17 protein-coding genes and 1 pseudogene are annotated in these 20,869 nt (G+C 69.1%); 12 read left to right on the forward strand and 6 right to left on the reverse strand.

Going from position 1 to position 20,869, the window contains the following annotated elements; genetic code table 11:
- Positions 1-353 precede the first annotated feature (353 nt).
- From mtrA to ETD86_RS39470, 6 genes are all read left to right on the forward strand, one after another.
- On the forward strand, positions 354-1,031 hold the full coding sequence (gene mtrA / locus ETD86_RS39445; protein WP_043620615.1) for an MtrAB system response regulator MtrA: 678 nt from the start codon (positions 354-356) through the stop codon (positions 1,029-1,031).
- Positions 1,032-1,048: 17 nt separating this feature from the next.
- Positions 1,049-2,788, forward strand: a complete 1,740-nt coding sequence (mtrB, locus tag ETD86_RS39450) for an MtrAB system histidine kinase MtrB (RefSeq protein ID WP_138671740.1) — start codon at positions 1,049-1,051, stop codon at positions 2,786-2,788.
- Positions 2,775-4,514: an LpqB family beta-propeller domain-containing protein gene (locus tag ETD86_RS39455; protein ID WP_138671741.1), complete on the forward strand. Its 1,740-nt coding sequence runs from the start codon at positions 2,775-2,777 to the stop codon at positions 4,512-4,514. The genes mtrB and ETD86_RS39455 overlap by 14 nt, the downstream gene beginning before the upstream one ends.
- A gap of 84 nt (positions 4,515-4,598) precedes the next feature.
- Positions 4,599-5,282, forward strand: coding sequence for a ComF family protein (locus ETD86_RS39460; protein ID WP_138671742.1), 684 nt, complete (start codon positions 4,599-4,601; stop codon positions 5,280-5,282).
- A gap of 629 nt (positions 5,283-5,911) precedes the next feature.
- On the forward strand, positions 5,912-6,574 hold the full coding sequence (gene hpf, locus ETD86_RS39465) for a ribosome hibernation-promoting factor, HPF/YfiA family (RefSeq protein ID WP_138671743.1): 663 nt from the start codon (positions 5,912-5,914) through the stop codon (positions 6,572-6,574).
- Between the two features lie 163 nt (positions 6,575-6,737).
- On the forward strand, positions 6,738-7,436 hold the full coding sequence (locus ETD86_RS39470; RefSeq protein WP_138671744.1) for a response regulator: 699 nt from the start codon (positions 6,738-6,740) through the stop codon (positions 7,434-7,436).
- 78 nt (positions 7,437-7,514) lie between these two features.
- Here the strand turns inward: ETD86_RS39470 and ETD86_RS39475 are convergent, their stop codons facing one another.
- Both ETD86_RS39475 and ETD86_RS39480 read right to left on the reverse strand, forming a co-directional pair.
- The gene (locus tag ETD86_RS39475; protein WP_138671745.1) at positions 7,515-8,705 is read right to left on the reverse strand and encodes a winged helix-turn-helix domain-containing protein; all 1,191 of its coding nucleotides are present in this window, start codon (positions 8,703-8,705) and stop codon (positions 7,515-7,517) included.
- Positions 8,706-8,868: 163 nt separating this feature from the next.
- Positions 8,869-9,129: an HGxxPAAW family protein gene (locus ETD86_RS39480; protein WP_138671746.1), complete on the reverse strand. Its 261-nt coding sequence runs from the start codon at positions 9,127-9,129 to the stop codon at positions 8,869-8,871.
- Positions 9,130-9,353: 224 nt separating this feature from the next.
- On the opposite strand from ETD86_RS39480, the gene secA reads away from it, so the two are divergent.
- Entirely contained in the window at positions 9,354-12,143 is a 2,790-nt protein-coding gene (secA, locus tag ETD86_RS39485) for a preprotein translocase subunit SecA (protein WP_138671747.1), read from the forward strand.
- 60 nt (positions 12,144-12,203) lie between these two features.
- On the opposite strand, the gene ETD86_RS39490 is transcribed toward secA, so the two are convergent.
- From ETD86_RS39490 to ETD86_RS39505, 4 genes are all read right to left on the reverse strand, one after another.
- Positions 12,204-12,593 carry an Rv3235 family protein gene (locus tag ETD86_RS39490; RefSeq protein WP_138671748.1) on the reverse strand — a complete coding sequence of 130 codons (390 nt, stop codon included), beginning with the start codon at positions 12,591-12,593 and terminating at the stop codon, positions 12,204-12,206.
- Positions 12,594-12,778: 185 nt separating this feature from the next.
- Entirely contained in the window at positions 12,779-14,017 is a 1,239-nt protein-coding gene (locus ETD86_RS39495; RefSeq protein WP_342779341.1) for a PTS transporter subunit EIIC, read from the reverse strand.
- 126 nt (positions 14,018-14,143) lie between these two features.
- A complete protein-coding gene (locus tag ETD86_RS39500; RefSeq protein ID WP_138671749.1) occupies positions 14,144-15,472 on the reverse strand; it encodes a PTS transporter subunit EIIC in 1,329 nt (442 codons plus the stop codon).
- Positions 15,473-15,510: 38 nt separating this feature from the next.
- On the reverse strand, positions 15,511-16,251 hold the full coding sequence (locus ETD86_RS39505; protein ID WP_138671750.1) for a GntR family transcriptional regulator: 741 nt from the start codon (positions 16,249-16,251) through the stop codon (positions 15,511-15,513).
- A gap of 112 nt (positions 16,252-16,363) precedes the next feature.
- Between ETD86_RS39505 and ETD86_RS39510 the strand changes: the two genes are divergently transcribed.
- The 5 genes and pseudogenes from ETD86_RS39510 to ptsP all read left to right on the forward strand — a co-directional run bounded on the left by ETD86_RS39510 (position 16,364) and on the right by ptsP (position 20,459).
- Positions 16,364-17,338 carry an SIS domain-containing protein gene (locus tag ETD86_RS39510; RefSeq protein WP_138671751.1) on the forward strand — a complete coding sequence of 325 codons (975 nt, stop codon included), beginning with the start codon at positions 16,364-16,366 and terminating at the stop codon, positions 17,336-17,338.
- A 404-nt stretch (positions 17,339-17,742) separates the two neighbouring features.
- Positions 17,743-17,985, forward strand: a pseudogene (locus ETD86_RS39515) (PTS sugar transporter subunit IIB); the annotation flags it as partial.
- Between the two features lie 9 nt (positions 17,986-17,994).
- Positions 17,995-18,441: a PTS sugar transporter subunit IIA gene (locus tag ETD86_RS39520; protein ID WP_138671753.1), complete on the forward strand. Its 447-nt coding sequence runs from the start codon at positions 17,995-17,997 to the stop codon at positions 18,439-18,441.
- An 84-nt stretch (positions 18,442-18,525) separates the two neighbouring features.
- On the forward strand, positions 18,526-18,789 hold the full coding sequence (locus ETD86_RS39525; RefSeq protein ID WP_127939914.1) for an HPr family phosphocarrier protein: 264 nt from the start codon (positions 18,526-18,528) through the stop codon (positions 18,787-18,789).
- An 11-nt stretch (positions 18,790-18,800) separates the two neighbouring features.
- Complete coding sequence (gene ptsP, locus ETD86_RS39530) at positions 18,801-20,459, forward strand: phosphoenolpyruvate--protein phosphotransferase (protein ID WP_138671754.1); 1,659 nt, start codon at positions 18,801-18,803, stop codon at positions 20,457-20,459.
- Positions 20,460-20,869 lie beyond the last annotated feature (410 nt).

The raw sequence follows: 20,869 nt of genomic DNA on the forward strand, positions 1-20,869 counted from the left end.
GGCCTGCGGGGCGCTGTAGGGCGGGGGCTGTTCGGCCGACCAGCCTGATGGCCTCTCGGGCGTGGGACCGTGACCGTCTGACATATCCCAATCCTGGCATGCTGCACGAGGCATTGGTGTCACGGAGCCGATTCCTCGCTTCATCTTGCCCGCATTGTCGGGCGAATCGGGCCAAGGTTCACGTCCAGGGATGGCCGAAAGTCGCTCTGTTACCGCAGACTGAGATTGCGGTCGCGGGGGCGGGCCTAAAATTCGCCTTTTGTGGGTCTCAGGTCACACTCATAGGCCGACCAAGGGTAACCTTCAGCGATCGTGCGGGTATGTCCCACAATGCGTAGAACGAATGAGGGGCCATGAAAGGTCGCGTGCTGGTCGTCGACGACGACGCCGCTCTCGCCGAGATGTTGGGGATCGTGCTGCGGGGAGAGGGCTTCGAACCGTCCTTTGTCTCAGACGGCGACAAGGCCCTCGACGCGTTCCGGGATACACGCCCGGACCTGGTGCTGCTCGACCTGATGCTGCCCGGAGCGGACGGCATCGACGTCGCGCGCAGGATCAGGGCTGAGTCGGGGGTTCCGATCGTCATGCTCACGGCGAAGAGCGACACGATCGACGTCGTGCTCGGGCTCGAGTCCGGCGCCGACGACTACATCGTCAAGCCGTTCAAGCCGAAGGAGCTGGTCGCGCGGGTGCGGGCACGGCTGCGCCGCACCGACGAGCCGACCCCCGAGATCCTGCAGATCGGCGACATCACCATCGACGTGGCCGGTCACTCGGTCAAGCGGGGCGAGGAGACCATCAACCTCACGCCGCTCGAGTTCGACCTGCTCGTCGCGCTGGCCCGCAAGCCGCGCCAGGTGTTCACCCGCGAGGTCCTGTTGGAGCAGGTCTGGGGTTACCGGCACGCGGCCGACACCCGGCTGGTCAACGTGCACGTCCAGCGGCTCCGGGCCAAGATCGAGAAGGACCCCGAGCACCCGGAGATCGTGGTCACGGTCCGCGGCGTGGGCTATAAAGCCGGCCCCGCCTGACCTTCGCCAGCCCTGCCATGCCCCCGACGAAGAAGAAGAGGTCCCGCCGACGGACACTCCGCCAGATTCTCGGCGGAGTCCGCCGGCGGGTGCGTCGTGCGGCCGGCGGGGCACGCCGCGTCTGGCGGCGCTCGCTCCAGCTTCAGGTGGTCACCAGCACGCTGGTGATCTCGGTGATCGTGGTGGTCGTGCTGGGGGCGTTCCTGTCCACCCAGATCAACAAGTCGGTCATCGAGAGCAGGGCCCAGTCCTCGCTCAGCGAGGCGTACGCCGACCGCCTGCAGATCGCCGACGCGCTGACCCCCCCGACGGACGACCAGGCCAAGGTCGCCGACGGTGGCACGTTGTCGGGCAACCCGCTCGACGACGTCATGGACACCGTCACCGGCTCGAGCGAAGACGGCTCCAAGAAGCGCTACGACGTGCTGATACTCAACGAGGCCAGTCCGGGCATGTCCCGCGCCTCGGGCACCGTCGTGCCCACCAACGTGCCGCACAGCCTCAGTGCCCGTCTGCGGGACAACGTGGAGAAGCTCGAGTACGGCAAGACCATCCAGGCCATCGAGCGGATCACGTTCAACGGCCAGACCCAGCCCAGGCTGACGTACGTGGTCGGCGGCATCGTGCACCAGCAGGGCAACGGCGAGAACTTCGAGGTCTACCACTTCTTCCCGCTCGACGAGGAAGAGGAGCTGCTGTCCAACGTCCGGCTGGCCATCGTCGTGGTGGGCCTCGGGCTCGTGCTGCTGCTGGCCGCGATCGCCTACCTGGTCGCCCGCCAGGTCGTCACGCCGGTACGGCTGGCCCGCCAGGCCGCGGAACGCCTGGCCTCCGGCAAGCTCGACGAGCGGCTGAAGGTGCGCGGCGAGGACGACCTCGCCCGGCTGGCGAACTCGTTCAACGAGATGGCCGCGAACCTGGCGCTCAAGATCCACCAGCTGGAGGAGCTGTCGCAGGTCCAGCGGCAGTTCGTCTCGGACGTCTCGCACGAGCTGCGCACCCCGCTGACGACCGTGCGCATGGCCGCCGACCTGCTGTACGACGCGCGCGAGGACTTCGACCCGATGGCCGCCCGTTCGGCCGAGCTCATGCAGGCGCAGCTGGAGCGGTTCGAGTCGATGCTGGCCGACCTGCTGGAGATCAGCCGCTACGACGCCGGCGCCGCCACGCTCGACCTCGACCCGGTGGACGTCCGCCAGGTGGTGCTGCGCGCGATCGAGGACTCCGAGGCGTTGGCCGAGCGGCACGGCACCCGCTTCGACCTGCGCCTGCCCGCCGAACCCTGCATGGCGGAGATCGACAACCGCAGGGTCGAGCGCATCTTGCGCAACCTGCTGTTCAACGCCATCGAGCACGGTGAGGGCAGGGAGATCGTGGTCACCGTGGGCGCCGACCGGGACGCCGTCGCCGTCGCCGTACGCGACCACGGGATCGGGCTGAAGCCCGGCGAGGACACCATGGTCTTCGACCGGTTCTGGCGGGCCGACCCGTCGCGGGCGCGCACCATCGGCGGCACCGGGCTCGGGCTGGCGATCTCCCGCGAGGACGCCACGCTGCACGGCGGCTGGCTGCAGGCATGGGGGCAGCCGGGCGAGGGCTCCCAGTTCAGGCTGACGCTGCCCAGGATGGCCGGGGCCGGGCTGAAGGGCTCGCCGCTGTCGCTGGTCCCTCCGGAGATCGAGATGCGGCGTACGTGGCGCGGAGCCATGACGCCCGTGCTGCTACCTGCCTCGGGAGACCTGCATGAGGAGGATTAGGCGGCTCGGGGCGGCCATCGTGCTCGCGGCCGCCGTGACCTGCGCGGGCACGGGCTGCACGGTGATCCCGGTGAGCGGCCCGTACACCATGAGCGAGCCCGGCGCCGGCGACCCGCTGACCAAGCCGTTCCAGCGCATGATCGCCACCTCGCCGCAGCCGAGCTGGGGTCCCGAGCAGACGATCAGGGGCCTGCAGGCCGCCATGGCCGCCTACGCCGACGATCCGACGGTCCTGCCTCAATACCTGACCGCCGAGGCGCTGAAGGCCTGGACCCCGTCGGGGGCGGTGACAGTGCTCGACGAGCCGCTGCAGTTCGACCCGCCCGAGCCGGGCGGCGCCGAGCCGGTGCAGCGGATCACGCTCAGTGCCAAGCAGGTGGCCCGCATCGAGGAAGACGACACCTACGTGCCGCAGTCCGGGAACTGGGAAAGGCCTTTTCATCTGGTCAAGGTCGAAGGGGTCGGCTATCGGGTCAGCCAGTTGCCCGACGGCCTCATCCTCACCCGGTCGGATGTGGACCGCGCGTACCGGCCGACCAAGCTCTACTACCTCAACGGCAGCACTCAGGACAGGGTCGTCGTGGACAACGTGCGCCTGCGGCTGAAGCCGGCGGAGACGTACGCGAAGGTCATACTCGAGCGCCTGCTGAAGCAGCCGAGCGGGGCCCTGCAGGGTGCGGCGTCCACGGCCTTCCCGGCCGGCACCAAGATCGAGTCGGTCAGGTTCGGCGAGGACGAGCACGTGGTGGTCAACCTGTCGGGCCCGCTCGACCTCCTGGACCTGAGCGGCGAGGACGCCCTCATGGCGCAGATCAGGTACAGCCTCAACAACAACGACGTCGCCAAGGGCCGTGGCATCTCGGTGCTGGTGGACGGGGAGCCGTACACGAGCTACCAGCCCGACGCCGATGACCAGCGCTGGCTGGACAACAGCGGCAACACCGCCTTCTACGTCAGCAAGGGAGCGGTCCACCACATGACGAAGGAGGGCCCGGGCGGCGCCGTGGCGGGACCGGCCGGCGAGCAGCGTCAGGGCTACTCCGATTTCGCCATCTCCAAGCTGGCCACCCACGTCGCGGCCAGGACCTCCACCGGCATCTCCATGGCCCCCCTCACGACGCAGGGGGGACAGTGGCAGGAGGTCATTCGGGGCGACGACCTGACCCCGCCGTCGTGGCACCGGGACGGGTCGCTGTGGACCTTCGACCAGAAGAACCGGGTCGTGCTGCGGTACGACCCGGCCGGCAAGCGCGGGCCCATAGTGGTGTCCGCGCCGGAGCTGGACCGGCTCCGGCTGGACGTCACCCGCCTGCGCATCGCCAGGGACGGGGTGCGGGTGGCCGTGATCACCGGCAAGAACACCGTCCAGGTCGGCGCGCTGACGACCATGGGCGGGCTCAAACTGGCCAACTTCCGGCCGCTGACGACGACCGAGGAGGGGAACGAGATCCTGGACGTCGCGTGGCGGGATGACGAGCATCTGCTCGTGCTGGCCCAGAGCAAGGCCGGGCAGATATTGAACGAGATCAACGTCGGGGACGGAGAGGTCGCCGAGATCCCGCTGAAGGACAGGCTCAAGGTGCTGGCGGCGCTGAACGAGCAGGTGCTGGCGGAGGCCTTTGGGGAGAAGGGGAAGGGGCCCAAGATCCTTCAGCTCAACGAGGATCTGAGCTGGACCTCCAAGATCGACTCCGACGTCGAAAGCCCGCTGTTCCCCCTGGGCTGAGGCCAGAAGCCCGAGTCACCGGGCCGGACGCCGGCCGGAGGCGGCGGGCGGGAATTGTCGGTGGCGGGGAGCATGCTGGCCCGCGTGCTGAGCGTCGTACTCGATCTGGTCCTCCCGCAGACCTGCGCGGGCTGCGGTGCCAAGGGGGCGCGTTGTTGCGACCGCTGCCTGGCCGAGCTGACCGCCGGCCCGGCCAGACGCCTGCCCAGGCCGCGCCTGCCCGGCACGCCGGACTGCTGGTCGGCGAGCCCTTACGAGGGGGCGGTGCGCAAGGCGATCGTGGCGTACAAGGAGCGGGGCGCGGTGGCCCTGGCGGGCGTGCTGGCGGAGGCCCTGGCGTTCACCGCTCTCACGGCGATCGGCCGCACCGGCGCCCTGTGGGCGGCACGGGGGTTCGCCGTGGTGCCCGTGCCGAGCGGGCGGGCGAGCGTGAGCGCCAGAGGGCACGATCCGGTGGGCCGGCTGGCGGGGCTGGCGGTGCGCAGGCTGCGCGCGTGCGGACTGCCGGCGCAGCCGTGGGCGGCGCTGAGCCAGGCGCGGCGGGTGGCGGACCAAGCGAGCCTGAGCTCCGCTGAGAGGGCCGCCAACCTCGCGGGGTCACTCCAGGTCACCCAAGCCGGGAAAAGGCCTCCAGCGGCCAGTGTGCTGCTCGTGGATGACATCGTCACGACCGGCGCCACTCTCGTGGAGGCCGCCAGGGCCCTGCGGTCGGCCGGCGTGAGTGTGCCCATGGCCGTGACCGTCGCCGCGACACGCCGAAGATCTTGAAAAGCATTAACGTCACGGTCCGTAAAGAAAGATCCAAATCAACACTCTCACTAAGGGGTCACATGTCGCTTACCCCGGGCACGTGGTGGGGCAGCTCAACGGTCAGGAAGCCCGCACTCGTAAGGGTTGCCGATCGGTTAAATCGGGTATCAAACAGGACTCGCAGGCCGCGCGAAAATCACGGAACGTGATCCTTTGGCCGATCCTCCGGCTGACATTCGCCCTGGATGCGGATAGCGTTCTGACATGGCACCCGTTCGGGTCCGTGGTTGCGCAGGGCCGGGTCTCCCGGCTCTGCTAGCCGATGCCAGCCGCAGGCAAAACGGTCCACGTAAGGCGACTCTTTGTCGACCGATCACGGTGCGGCTTAGGGGTAAGTCCTGCCTTCCCGAGAGGTCAGATGCCTCTCGCCAGAAGAGAAGGGCAGTAGTGGCAACTGAGCTGCGAAATCCTCAGCAGGCGGATGTGGGGTCGAAGACCAGGTCGGCCGGACGGGTGCCGCCCGAGTTCCCGGTGACCATGTGTCGGAAGAGGGTAACGGTGACAGAGAGGCAGACAGCAGACCCCGCCCGGCAGGCACGTCGTCGGGCGCTCTTGCTCAGTCGTTAGACCGAAAGGGGGGCTGTTGCATGGACATCATCGTCAAGGGACGGCACACCGGAGTCAGTGACCGGTTCCGTGACCAGGTGACGACCAAGCTGGCCAGGATCGAACGTCTGGATAACAAACTCATCCGAGTCGATGTGGAGGTGTCCAAAGAACGCAATCCTCGCCTCGCCCAGCAGCGCGAGCGCGTCGAGCTCACCATTCACTCCCGAGGACCGGCCATCCGCGCCGAGGCCTCGGCCGACGACCGATTCGTAGCCCTCGACATAGCCCTCGACAAGCTGGAAGGCCGCCTCAGGAGGCTGGCCGACCGGCGCAAGGTCCATCACGGAAGCCACTGCCCGCCCTCTGTGGCGGAGATCACCGCGACGCTCCCCGGCGCCGACCAGGCGTCACGGAAGGAGGCCGTCGTCCCCGAGCAGGCCGAGCCCGATGAGGACGAACTACAGGAGCGCAACAAGCTCTACGACGACATCGTCCCGATCGAGATGGACGGCGAGGGGCCGCTCATCGTGCGGGAGAAGTTCCACAGAGCGGAACCCATGACGATCGACCAGGCCCTGCTCGAGATGGAGCTGGTCGGGCACGACTTCTACCTGTTCCGTGACAAGGAGAGCGGCCAGCCGAGCGTCGTTTACAACAGACGCGGGTACAACTACGGCGTGTTGCGGCTCGTAGAGCCCTGATCGCGCGCTAAAAGATCTTCTCGACCACCCAAGAACCGCTGGTTACATGCCATCATGGCGGTTCAACGGCTCTGGCCCCCCGACGAGGAGGAGACGTGAGCGAGCTCAGTCAGGTTCAGGTGAGCGAGCGAAGTGCAGGTGCGAGGCGGATCAAGGAGGCCTCGTGACCGAGTCAGGCGAGGCTCGCACGTCAGCGAGCGAGCCGATCCGCGTGCTGATCGTTGACGATCACGAGCTGATCAGGCGAAGCCTGGCGCTGGCGCTGGCCGCTGAACCCGACATCGAGGTGGTCGGTGAGGCGAGCGATGGGCAGGAGGCGGTCGAACTCGCCGATCGCCTCATGCCTGACGTCGCGCTCATGGACGTGCGCATGCCGCGACAGGACGGGATCGAGGCGGCGAAGGGCATCAAGGCCTCTGTCCCGAGCACCCGCATCATCATGCTGACGGTGAGCGACGAGGAAGAAGACCTCTTCGAGGCCATCAAAGCGGGAGCCACGGGCTACCTGCTCAAGGACGTCCAGATCAACGACGTCCCCGCCGCCGTGCGCGGCGTGCACGAAGGCCAGTCGTTAATCAACCCGGCGATGGCGGCCAAGCTCATCAGCGAGTTCCAGAACATGAGCCGCAAGGAGTCGGAACGCCCGCCCCAGCTGCCCGTGCCCCGGCTGACGGACCGAGAGATGGAGGTCCTGCGGCTGGTGGCCAAGGGCCTGAACAATCGTGAGATCGCCAAGCAGCTGTTCATCTCCGAGAACACCGTGAAGAACCACGTACGCAACATTCTCGACAAGCTGCAGCTGCACTCACGGATGGAAGCGGTGGTTTACGCGGTGCGGGAACGCATGCTGGAGATCACGTAGCGAGCCCGGCCCGCTGGAAACTCCAGCGGGCTGCAGGCGCAGCTCATCCCAGTTGAGGCGGATGCGGGTCGGCCGCGGTCATGTCGCGGTCATGTTCAGGATCGGCACGAGCTCTGGCGGGTCGGCGCGTTCGACGCGGATCGTGTCGCAGCCCACCCACTCGGCGGCCGACCACAGGGCGTCGCGTAAGGCGCCGGCCCACTTGACGGGGGACAGGCCGGGCTCCAGGTGGACCTGCCTGGCCACCAGGGTGGTGCCCTCGCGGGCCGGGTCGACGCGGCCGATCAGGCGGCCGCCGGCCAGGACCGGCATCGTGAAGTAGCCATGGACACGCTTGTGCTTGGGAACGTAGAGCTCCAGCGTGTACGTGAAGCCGAAGACCCGCTCGGTGCGGCCGCGGTGCCAGATGAGCGAGTCGAACGGCGACACCAGGGTCGTGCGATGGCGGCCGCGCGGCTCGGACTCCAGGCCCCCGGGATCCGCCCAGGCGTTGGCCTGGCCCTTCTTGCCCGGCCAGCCCGCGACGCTCACCGGCGCCAGGCCCGCCGCGCCGCTGAGCAGCACGTCGTCGAGTATCGCCGCATAGCGGCCCTTGAGCCGCAGGAAGTCGATCAGGTCGGTCCTGTTGGCCACGCCGAGCGAGCGGCCGGCGATGGCGGCCAGGCGTACGATGCACTCCTCGTCCGTCAGGTCCTCGGCCAGCAGGCCGGCGGGGACCACGCGCTCGGCCAGGTCGTAGACGCGGCGCCAGCCGACCCGGCGGCTGCAGACCAGCTCGCCGATGTCCAGCAGCCACTCCAGGCCGATCTTGGAGTCCGACCAGTCCCACCAGGGGCCGCCGTTCTTGGCGCCGCCCACGTCGGAGGTCATCAGCGGGCCCGACTCGCGCACCTGCTCCAGGAGCTTGTCCACGTTGTCGGGGACCGCGTGCCAGCGCTGCTTCCGCTCACGGAAGGCGCGGCGGCGGAACTCGTAGAGCGGCCAGTGCTCGATGGGCAGGATGCAGGCGGCGTGGCACCAGTATTCGAAGCTCTGCGCCGGGTTGTGCCAGTAGGCGCGCTCGACCTTGGTCCTGCCCACGGCGCCCAGGCGGGCGTAGGCGACGAGCTCGTGGGAGCGGGCCAGGACCGAGATCGTGTCGAGTTGCACGGCGCCCAGCCGGCGCAGCATGGCGTGCACCCCGCCCTTGCGCGGGTCGGCGCCGATCAGGCCTTGCGAGCGCAGGATGATCCGGCGCGCCTCGTCGGCCGTCAGGTCGATCGGGGTCATGAGCGCGGTGTCGTACGGCGATGCATGCGAGCAATCTAGCGGCGGGCACCGACAAAACGTCGAGCGCGGACGCGGACCCCGCCTGGAGCTCCCGATGCGGGCCGCGGCGGGGACGCAAAAGGCGGGCAGCCGATGGGGTCGGTGCCCGCCTGTGAAGCTCGGTTCAGCGGTGGTCTTCGGCGCGAATGCCCACTCGCGGCGCGTCGATCACCACGTCGGTGAAGATGTCGAAGACGAGAGCCAGCACGGCGCCCACGACGAAGAGTCCGGCGCCGACCCAGATGAGCGTCCAACTGGTGGCGACCAGCCCGAAGCCGGCGACGACGAATCCGGCCACCATGACCGTGACCGCCAGCCACGATGACGCACGCCCGCCGTGGCTGCCGAGATTCTCCGTGTGCTCCGACTTCTTCCCCTCAACCATGACCAATCCTTCCTTTGCCGGTTATGCCGCTATTGATGCGGGCCGGCGCTCAACCGGCATACCCTCTGCCTTGGTCCCCATTCTCCCAGACGTGTACCGCGCCCTTGTCGGCACGGTGGCTGTGTCTGGTTGCCGAACCGCCTACGATGTCAACGGGGAAGTTTGTCTCGGCCTCTCCTCCTGGCGACGCCGCCGGGGAAGACCTGCGAGGAGCTTTACATAAAGTGGCAGCCATTCTCGACAAGATCCTACGTGCCGGCGAAGGCAAGATCCTGCGCAAGCTCAAGCGGATCGCAGACCAGGTCAACTCCATCGAGGACGACTTCACGAGCCTGTCCGACGCGGAGTTGCGCGCGCTGACGGACGAATTCAAGCAACGCTACGCGGACGGCGAAACGCTCGACGATCTGCTTCCCGAGGCGTTCGCGACCGTGCGCGAGGCGTCTCGCCGCGTGCTCGGCCAGCGGCCCTACGACGTGCAGATCATGGGCGGCGCCAACTTGCACATGGGCAACATCTCTGAGATGAAGACCGGTGAGGGCAAGACCCTGACCTGTACGATGCCCTCCTATCTCAACGCGATCGCCGGCAAGGGCGTCCACGTCGTCACGGTCAACGACTATCTGGCCAAGCGCGACGCCGAGACCATGGGTCGCATCCACCGCTTCCTCGGGCTCGAGGTCGGCTGCATCGTCTCGGGCCAGCAGCCCGACGAGCGCCGCAAGCAATACGAGGCCGACATCACGTACGGCACGAACAACGAGTTCGGCTTCGACTACCTGCGCGACAACATGGCCTGGTCGCTCGAGGAGTGCGTGCAGCGCGGCCACTTCTTCGCGGTCGTCGACGAGGTGGACTCGATCCTGATCGACGAGGCCAGGACCCCGCTGATCATCTCGGGCCCCGGCGAGCAGTCCGGCAAGTGGTACCAGGAGTTCGCCAAGATCGTGCCCCGGCTGCGCAGGGGCGTCGAGGCGAAGAACCCTGGCGAGGAGAGCACCGGCGACTACATCGTCGACGAGAAGAAGCGCACGGTCGGCATCCTGGAGTCCGGCGTCGAGAGGGTCGAGGACTGGCTCGGCATCGACAACCTCTACAAGCCCGAGCACACCCACCTCGTCGGCTTCCTGAACAACGCGCTCAAGGCCAAGGAGCTGTTCAAGAAGGACAAGGACTACATCGTCGCAGACGGCGAAGTCCTGATCGTCGACGAGTTCACCGGCCGTATCCTGCACGGCCGCCGCTACAACGAGGGCATGCACCAGGCCATCGAGGCCAAAGAGGGTGTCAAGATCAAGGACGAGAACCAGACGCTCGCCACGGTCACCCTGCAAAACTACTTCCGCCTCTACGACAAGCTGGCCGGCATGACCGGTACGGCCGCGACCGAGGCCAACGAGTTCCACCAGACCTACAAGCTGGGCGTCGTCCCGATCCCGACCAACCGGCCGATGATCCGCAAGGACCAGGCGGACATGGTCTACAAGACCGAGGACGCCAAGTTCGACGCGGTGGTCGACGACATCAAGGAGCGCTACGAGCGCGGCCAGCCGGTGCTCGTCGGCACGACCTCGGTGGCGAAGTCCGAGCGGCTGTCCAAGGCGCTCAAGCGCCGCGGCGTGCCGCACGAGGTGCTCAACGCGAAGAACCACGCGCGTGAGGCGACGATCATCGCCGAGGCGGGCCGCAAGGGCGCCGTCACCGTCGCCACCAACATGGCCGGTCGAGGCACCGACATCATGCTCGGCGGCAACTCCGAGTTCCGTGCCGACCTCGAGCTGCGCCAGCGCGGGCTCGACCCGGTCGAGACGCCGGAGGAGTACGAGAAGGCCTACCCGGAGGCGCTGGAGAAGGCCAGGGCAGCGGTGAAGGCCGAGCACGACGAGGTCACCGAGCTGGGCGGCCTTTACGTCCTCGGCACCGAGCGCCACGAGTCCCGCCGCATCGACAACCAGCTGCGCGGCCGCTCCGGCCGTCAGGGTGACCCCGGCGAGTCGCGCTTCTACCTGTCGCTCGGCGACGACCTCATGCGCCTGTTCAACTCGGCCAAGGTCGAGATCATCATGACCCGGCTGCAGATCCCCGACGACCAGCCCATCGAGTCCGGCATCGTCTCCAAGGCCATCGCCTCCGCCCAGCACCAGGTCGAGCAGCAGAACTTCGAGATCCGCAAGGAAGTTCTGAAGTACGACGAGGTGATGAACCGCCAGCGCAAGGTCATCTACGCCGAGCGCCACCGCGTGCTGGAGGGCGCCGACCTGCACGACCAGGTGCGGGGCTTCATCGGCGAGGTGATCGACGGCTACGTCCAGGGCGCCACGGCCGAGGGGTTCGCCGAGGAGTGGGACCTCGAGAAGCTGTGGAAGGCGTTCGGCGAGCTCTACCCGGTCACGGTGCGGATCGACGACCTCGTCGAGGAGGCCGGCGGCCGCGAGGACCTGACCGCCGAGTTCATCAGCGAGAAGATCAAGAAGGACGCGCTGGAGGCGTACGACCGGCGCGAGCAGGAGTTCGGGCCGGAGGCCATGCGCGACATCGAGCGCCGGGTCATCCTGTCCGTCCTCGACCGCAAGTGGCGCGAGCACCTCTACGAGATGGACTACCTGCGCGAGGGCATCGGCATGCGGGCCTACGCGCAGAAGGACCCGCAGATCGAATACCAGCGTGAGGGCTACGAGATGTTCTCCGGGATGCTCGAGGGCATCAAGGAGGACTCCGTGGGCTTCCTGTTCAACCTCGAGGTCGAGGTGCAGGAGAACCCGATCGTGGAGGAAGAGGACGCGGTCATCGCGGAGACCCGTTCGATCATCGCGCGCGGGCTGCGCGGGCCTGAGCGGCCGGCCGAGCTCGAGTACACCGCGCCCGGCGAGCAGGGCGGGGTGGAGCACACCAAGGTGCGCACCACCTCGGCGGAGCGGGCCGCCTACGGGAACGTGGAGCGGAACGCGCCGTGCCCGTGCGGGTCCGGCAAGAAGTACAAGCGCTGCCACGGCGACCCGAAGCACGCGGCCTGACCCGGCCGCACACCAAGACCCCCGCCTTCACCAGCCAAGAAGGCGGGGGTCTTCGTTTGCCTACGCGGTCTCGAAGTCGGTGCAGAGCCAGTGGACGCCGCGGCGTTCGAGCCGTGCGGCGAGGACGTGGTTGCGCTCGCCGCCGTGGACGAGCACGCACATCTCGACCGCGCCGTCCCTGGGCTCCTTCACGTGCATGCGCCCGGCGAACGGCGTGCGGCTCGTCTGGATCATCTGTCCCGCCTTGAGCAGCTCGCGGTAGGCACGGGAGGTGAGCCGGTCGGCCAGGGTCTCAGGGGCACGACGGCCCGCGAGGACCTCGGCCAGCGCCTGTCCGAAGTGGCGCAGCTTGCGCTCGTCCGGCGTGGCGCCCGGCGGCCCCCATATCAAGGGCTGGCTGTCCAGGGCCAGGGCTCCGTCGACCTGCGGGTTCTGCGATGCTGCCGGCACGCGTCCTCCAAAATTCCTTGGGGGAGACTGAGAGAGAATCGCCTATAAGGAGTTTTCGGCTCGGCTCGGATATACGGGGGCCGCCAGCTTCCATGGTTTCCGCGCCTTTTTCGCACGTTATGGCGAGGAAAGTGATGGGTGAGTTGGGTTCCTTCGCCGTGGTTCTGGGCGGGGGTCGAAGGACGCTATGAGTCGCCCGTAACCTCGCGGCCGGGGGTGGGCAGGTTCAGCGCGCGAATGAGCACGGAGAAGATCACGTAGTAGATGATGAAATAGCCGATCCCGAAGGCGATGATCAAGGCCAGGCCGTGCGTGTTCGACTTGCTGGCGTTCAGCAGCAGGTCGATGGCGCCGCCGGAGAACGTGAAACCCAGGCGGGCGCCCAGTTCGGCCATCAACGCCATCGACACGCCCGTCAGCAGGGCGTGCACGGCGAAGAGCGCCGGCGCCACGAAGATGAAGGCGAATTCCAGCGGCTCGGTGATCCCGGTGATGAAGGCCGTCAGGCCGGCCGAGAGCATGATCCCCCCGACCGGGCGGCGGCGGTCGGGCAGGGCGGCCCGCCATATGGCGATGGCCGCGCCCAGCAGGCCGAACATCATGACCGGGAAGAAACCGGTCATGAAGATGCCCGCGCCTTGTTCACCGGCGAAATAGCAGTTCAGGTCGCCGGCCGCGTCACGGATCGCGCCGTTCACGCCCGCGTGGCACTCCGGGAGTGTGAACCAGACGATGGTGTTGAGGAAGTGATGCAGGCCCACGGGGATGAGCAGGCGGTTGGCGACGCCGTAGATGCCGGTGCCGGCGGTGCCGTGAGCCGAGAGCCAGTCGCCCGCCGCGGTCAGCCAGTCGCCGACCGGCCGCCACAGCAGGCCGAAGAGCACGCCCAGGAGGAGCGCGGCGACGGCGGTGACGATGGGGACCGAGCGGCGGCCCCCGAAGAAGGCCAGCCAGGACGGCAGCTTGACCCGGTAGAAGCGCTGCCACAGCAGGGCGGCCGTGATGCCGATGATGATGCCGCCCAGGACGCCCGTCGGGTTCTGGGCGCCCACGTTGAGCGTACGTGTGCCGTCCCGGAGGACGAGCAGGACCTTCTCGTACACGGCACCTTCGCCCGCGTCGAGGAACAACGTCTTGGTGACGCGGTCGAAGACCAGGTAGCCGACCACTGCGGCGAGCGCGGTGGTGCCGTCGGACTTGCGGGCGAAGCCGATCGCCACGCCCACGGCGAACAGCAGCGGCAGGTTCTCGAAGAGGGCGCCGCCGGCGGCCGCCAGCACCTTCGCGACGGGCAGCAGCCACGGCAGCACGCCGCCGAGGCCGTTCGCGCCGAGGAGGTCGTCCTGGCCGAAGCGGAAGAGCAGGCCGGCGGCGGGCAGGACGGCGATGGGCAACATGAGCGAGCGGCCGATGCGCTGCAGCATCGCGAAGACCGCTGACCATGCGGATGACCGGGCCGCGCCGCCCATCGCCGCTTCCACCCCCGCTCGGTGATCCGTTCGCGGGGGAATGGTGGGTTCCTACCACGGGCGTCCGACGGGAAAACCGTGCTACGGCCCGGCCCGGCCGGTCTCGCCCGAGTCGACGTCGGGCTCGGGCTCCCGGCCCGGGGTCATGATGTCGAGCCGGCGGATCAGGAACGTGAACACCACGTAGTAGACCGCGCCGTAGATCACGCCGAGCAGCAGGATGCCGGGGAGGTTCGCGGTGTTGGACTTGCTGGCGTTCAGCAACAGGTCGAGCAGCCCGGCCGAGAACCCGAAGCCCAGCTGGCCGCCGATCAACGTGGTCAACGCCATGGCCAGGCCGGTCAGGACCGCGTGCACGGCGAAGAGCAGCGGCGCCACGAAGATGAACGCGAACTCGATCGGCTCGGTGATGCCCGTCACGAACGACGCCAGCGCCGCCGACAACATGATGCCGCCCACGGTGGCGCGCCGATGCTTGGGGGCCGCCCGCCACATGGCCAGGGCGGCGGCCGGCAGGGCGAACATCATGATCGGGAAGAAGCCCGCCATGAACTGGCCGGAGTGCGGGGCGCCGCCGAAGTAGCAGTTCCAGTCGCCGCCGAGCACGCGGCCGCCCACGTCGCACTGCGGGACGACGTACCAGACGACCGAGTTGACGAAGTGGTGCAGGCCGAGTGGGATGAGCAGGCGGTTGATCACGCCGTAGATGCCGGTGCCGACGGGGCCGATCGCGGTCAGGGCCTCGCCGCCGTGGCGGATCCACTCGCCGATCACCGGCCAGAGCCAGCCGAAGAGCACGCCGATGACCAGCGCCACGATGGAGGTGATGATCGGCACGAACCTGCGGCCGCCGAAGAACGCCAGCCAGGACGGCAGCTTGATCCGGTGGAAGCGCTGCCAGAGGACGGCGGTGACCAGGCCCATCACGATGCCGCCGAGCACCTTGGTGGGGTTCTGCATGCCGTAGTTGATGATCTCTACGACTCCCTGGTCCTGGACCTCCCTGATCGAGACGGTGTCCCTGATGCCGGAGCCGAAGAACATGACCTTGCTCACCCGGTCGAAGACCAGATAGCCGACCACGGCCGCGAGCGCGGTGGTGCCGTCGGACTTGCGGGCGAAGCCGATCGCGACGCCCACGGCGAACAGCAGCGGCAGGTTCTCGAACAGGGCCGCGCCGGCCGCGGCCAGCACCTCGGCGACCTGGTTCATCCAGGCGAAGCCCGACACGTCGGCCAGCCCGCCCGGCTCGACGCCGTTGGAGCCGAGCATGTCGGGCTGCCCGAACCGCAGCAGCAGGGCGGCCGCGGGCAGGGCGGCGATGGGCAGCATCAGGGAGCGGCCCAGCCGCTGGAGCACGGTCATGACGTGCGCGAACGGCGAGGGCCGGGCGGTGGCGGTCTCGTTCACCGGGCGTTCCTCCGGGGGTGGATCAGCGCGGTAAGCCCTCAGCCCCGTCTTACGGGCATTTCGAGAATGGTACGCAGCTGGTAGCGGTCGGCGCGGTAAGTGGACACGCCCAGCTCCGCGCAGACGCCGCCGGAGAACGACCGGCGCTGCAGCAGCAGCACGGCTCCGCCCCGCGGCAGCTTCAGCAGGTCGGCGTCGCTCGGGTCGGCGATGCCGCCGTCGATGGTGAGCTCGCCGGCGTCCATGACCAGGCCGTAGCGGCTCTCCAGCAGCTCGTACAGCGACTTCTCCGACAGGTCGTGCTCGGTCAGGTCGGGGGCGAGCTTGACCGGGATGTGCGCCCGCTCGATGGACAGCGGTTCCCCGTCGGCGGTACGCAGCCGCTCGATGAAGTGCACCTCCTCGCCCGGCTGGATCCCCAGCTCCTTGGCGAGGTGGGCGCTGGCGCGCACGATCCTCCTGTCGAGGTCGCGCGAGCCGGGCACCATCCCGCGGGCCCTCATGTCGTCGGTGAACGACGTCAGTTGAAGCGCCAGCTCGATCTTCGGCCTGGCCACGAACGTGCCCTTGCCCGGCACGCGGTGCAGCCGGCCCTCGGACACGAGGTGGTCGACGGCCTGCCGCACGGTCATGCGGGACAGGCCGAAACGCTGGCACAGCTCGCGCTCGGACGGTATGGCGGCGCCGATGCTGAGCTCGTCGCTGTCGATGAGGTCCAGCAGGATCTCGCGAAGCTGAAAGTATTTGGGCACCGGGCTGTCCGGATCGATGTGCGCCACGGATCCTCCCCTCGTCTCCACCTGGACAATAGGTTATGGTTCGTACTGGTCTAGTCCGGACTAGACCACATGACGCGAAAGACGGTCAAGTCCGAAGGGGATTGAGTCCACGATGACCACGAAGATGCGCAGCGAGATAGCCGAGCAGCCGGCCGCGCTGCGGGCCACGCTGGACTCCCTGCTGCCCAGGATCGACGAGGTCAGAGCGGTGGGCGAGCGCACTCGCCAGCTGCTGTTCATCGCGCGTGGCACCTCCGACAACGCAGCAGTGTACGGCCGCTACCTGGTCGAATCGCACGCGGGCCGGCTGGCCGCGCTGGCGGCGCCGTCGATCGCTACCACGTACAAGCGCAAGCTGGACCTCGACGGCGTGCTGGCTGTGGCGATCTCGCAGTCGGGGCGGACCGAGGAGATCGTCGAGACGCTGACCTGGGCGAAGGACTGCGGGGCCGCGACGGTCGGCATCACCAACGGGGGCCCGGACAGCCCGCTCGCCCAGGCCGCCGACGTGGCGCTGTGCACGGAGGCGGGGGAGGAGAAGGCGGTTCCGGCGACCAAGACGTACACGACGCAGCTGGCCGCGCTGGCCGTCCTCGCGCTGGGGCTGGGCGCCGACGTGGACGTGGCGGAGCTGCGGCGGGTGCCCGAGGCGGTGGAGAAGCTGATCGCCGAGCCGGGCGAGGTGGCGGCGGTGGTCGAGGGGCTGCTGGACAAGCCGGGTGTGGTCGTGTCCGGGCGTGGGCTGGCGTTCTCGACGGCGCTGGAGACGGCGCTCAAGCTCAAGGAGGCCTGCTACCTGCACGCCATGGGCCTGTCCTACGCCGACCTGCTGCACGGCCCCATCGCCGTGGTCGACGCCGACACCCCGGCGCTGCTGGTCGCCGCCGAGAACAGCCCGACGCTGTCCGGTACGGTCGCGCTGGCACGGGCGGGCACGGCCGCGCTCAACGGCCCCGACCTGCCCGAATGGGTGGCGCCGATGGGGCTGATCATCCCTGGGCAGCTGCTCACCGAGGCGCTGGCCCGCCGGCTCGGGATCGACCCCGACGCGCCGCGCGGGTTGAACAAGGTCACCCAGACCGACTGAATCAGCGTCTTCAGTTCTCTGTGGTTGCGGACATCGGCGTAGCCTCGTCTCCTGCCGGTCGGGGCCGGGCAGCGATCCGGTGGAAGCCGAAGCCGCGTCCGTCCGGCACGCCGGACAGACCGTGGTTGAGAACCGCGTTATCGGGGCCTGACTCCGCGGTCCTGGGTGGAGTGCGACTCTTGGGTCACCGCCCCGCCGGACGCTGTCCCGTTGGTGTGGACACCAATGGAGGCGGGGACCGAGCGCCAGTCAGGCACCGGGCAGTGACGGAACATTACCGATAGATTACGTTACGTCGCAACCCGATCGGCCGAGAGAAATCGAGACCACGGTTCCATCGGCAACCACACACGCGGATGGCGAGCGCCGGCGACAGTCCATAACCTGGTCACAAGAGCGAGGGAGGCCGGATGGCGGCGGATGTGAATGCGATCATCGCCGGGCTCGGCGGCGCCGACAACATCATCGACATCGAGCCGTGCATCACCCGCTTGCGTACGGAGGTGCACGACGCGTCCAAGGTCGACCAGGCCGCGCTCAAGGCTGCGGGCGCGCATGGCGTGATGGCGGCGGGGAATGTGGTCCAGGTCGTCGTCGGGCCGGAGGCGGACACGATCGCCAGCGACATCGAGGACATCATCGGCTGAGGCGAGACCATGACGACTGTTCTCGCCCCGGTTGAGGGGGCAGCTGTGGGGTTGGCCGCCGTGCCCGATCCGGTGTTCTCCGCGGGCATGGTGGGGCCGGGAACGGCGATCGATCCGTTGCGGGGGCCGGGCAAGGCTGTGGCTCCCATCGCGGGAAAAATCATGAAGTTGCATCCGCATGCGTACGTCATCGTGGGGGACGACGGCAAAGGCGTGCTGGTGCACCTGGGCATCGACACGGTCCAGCTCAAGGGGAAGGGGTTCCAGCTGCTGGCGGCGGAGGGTGACAGAGTGAGCGCGGGCCAGCCGGTCGTGGCGTGGGACCCGGCGGCGATCGAGGCGGGCGGCCGCTCGCCGGTCTGCCCGGTGGTCGCGCTCGACGCCCTGTCCGAGGCCGTGACCAGGGTCGCCGAGGGGGCCGTGCATGTCGGAGACGAGCTCTTCCGATGGGAATGAACTCCGCGTTTTTCGACACAATATGCTCGGCAGCTGCAGTCACGCGCGTCCAGCTGGTCTGGACCGGCAATGAAGGAGGAGTCGATGGGTGAGCGCAAGGTCACCGTGGCGGCGGAGGTAGGGCTGCACGCCCGTCCCGCGGCGACGTTCGTGCAGCGGGCGATGAAGGCCCCGATGGACATCACCGTGGCGAAGATGAACAGCGCGAAGGCCCCGGTCAGCGGCAAGAGCATTCTGGCGATCATGGCGCTGGACGTCCGGCAGGGCGAGACCGTGGTGATCAGCGCCGAGGGCGAGGGCTCGGAGGAGCTCCTCGACGAGCTGGCCGAGATCGCCGGTACGCCGTGAATCTGCGGGGGGTGGGGGTCAGCCCGGGCATCGGGCACGGCCCCGCATATGTGTTGACCGTCTCCGTGCCCGAACCCCCCGAGGGCGCCACGTACACCGGTGAGGCGGATCAGGAGAAGGAGCGCGCCATGGCCGCGCTCCGGCAGGTCGCGGGCGAGCTGGAGGCCCGCGGCAACCGGGCGGGTGGCGAGGCCGCGGAGATACTCAAGGCCCAGGCGCTGATGGCTGAGGACCCCGGTCTGATCGTGAAGGTGCGTACCCTCATCGACCGGGGGCTGGCCGCCCCCCGGGCGACTTTCGAGGCATTTACGAAATATCGGGATGTGCTGGCTGGGTCCGGGGGCTACCTGGGCGAGCGGGCCGCCGACCTGAACGACATCAGGGACCGGGTGATCGCGCTGCTGTACGGGCAGGCGATGCCGGGGCTGCGGGGTGCGCCCGCGGAGCCGTACGTGCTGGTCGCCAGGGATCTCGCGCCTGCCGACACCGCTTTGCTGAGCAAAGGGGAGATCGCGGCGTTCGTCACCGAGGAAGGGGGTCCCACCAGCCACACCGCGATCCTGGCCAGGGCCATGGGCGTGCCTGCCGTCGTGGCGTGCCGGGGCGCGACCACCATCCCTTCCGGCGTACGGGTGATGGCCGACGGGACCTCCGGCGACGTACGCGTGGAGCCGGACGAGTCAGACGTCGCCGACGCGGTCAGCGCGGCCACGGCCAGGCAGGCGGCGCTGTCGTCGGCGCGCGGCCCGGGCAGGACCGCCGACGGGCACCCCGTTCCGCTGCTCGCGAACGTCGGCGGGCCCGCCGAGCTGGAGGCCGCCGTGGCCGCGGGGGCCGAGGGGATCGGGCTCTACCGGAGCGAGTTCCTCTTCCTCGACCGGGCCGAGCCGCCCTCTCTGGAGGAGCAGACGCGGGCGTACCGGGCGGCGGTGGAGGCCTTTCCCGGCGGGAGGGTGGTCGTGCGGACGCTGGACGGGGGCGCGGACAAGCCGCTGGCGTTCCTGCCTGCCGCGGCCTCGGCCGAGCCCAATCCGGCGCTGGGGGAGCGCGGGCTGCGCAGGCTCAGGAGGTTTCCCGAGGTGATGGACGCGCAACTGGCCGCGGTCGCGGCCGTGGCGTCCGAGGATCTTCACGTGATGGCGCCGATGGTGGCCACGGGCGAGGAGGCCGGGTGGTTCGCACGCGCGTGCCGGGCCACGAGGCTGCCGCACGTCGGCGTGATGATCGAGATTCCGTCGGCCGCGCTGCGGGCCAGGGACCTGCTGGCGTCGGTGGACTTCGTCTCGATCGGCACCAACGACCTCGCCCAGTACGCCTTCGCCGCCGACCGCCAGCTCGGCGCCGTGAGCGCGTTGCAGGATCCGTGGCAGCCCGCGCTGCTCGACCTGGTCGCCATGGCCGCGAGCGCCGCGGGCGAGGCGGGCAAGCCGTGCGGGGTCTGCGGTGAGTCGGCCGCCGACCCCGCCATGGCCTGCGTCCTGGTCGGCCTGGGTGCCTCGACGTTGTCGATGGGGGCCGGCGCGCTGGCCGCCGTACGCGCCGCGCTGGCCGCGCACACGCTCGCGCAGTGCCGGCTGGCGGCCGACGCGGCGCGAGCGCGGACGACACCGGCCGATGCCCGTGCCGCCGCGCGCGCCCACCTACCCGCCCTCGGCCGCCTCGGCCTGTAGCGCCCGGCCCGACCGCACGCCTCCCGGCTCCGCGGCCCGACCGCACGCCTCCCGGCTCCGCGGCCCGACCGCACGCCTCCCGGCTCCGCGGCCCGACCGCACGCCTCCCGGCTCCGCGGCCCGACCGCACGCCTCCCGGCTCCGCGGCTCGGGCCTCGCTGCCGCCGCAGTGATCGGCGTGGCCTTTCGCCGGCCCGTCCGGCGCCGCGGGCCCCAGGCGGGCGAGCCAAGGCCGAGCCCAGCAGTCGGCGACACCGTTCAGCCGGAGTCCGAGCGCTCCAGCCGCGTCCGGCTGTTGCTGCGGCCGAGTGGCGTTCGGCCAGGCGCGGTCCGTGGCCGGGGGGTCGGGCATGTGGCTGGGCGCGGTCCGTGGGCTGGCTGCCGTGGGGTGTGCGGGCTGAGGCCGGGGT

The sequence above is a fragment of the Nonomuraea turkmeniaca genome (assembly GCF_005889735.1).
Classification (GTDB): Bacteria; Actinomycetota; Actinomycetes; order Streptosporangiales; family Streptosporangiaceae; genus Nonomuraea; species Nonomuraea turkmeniaca.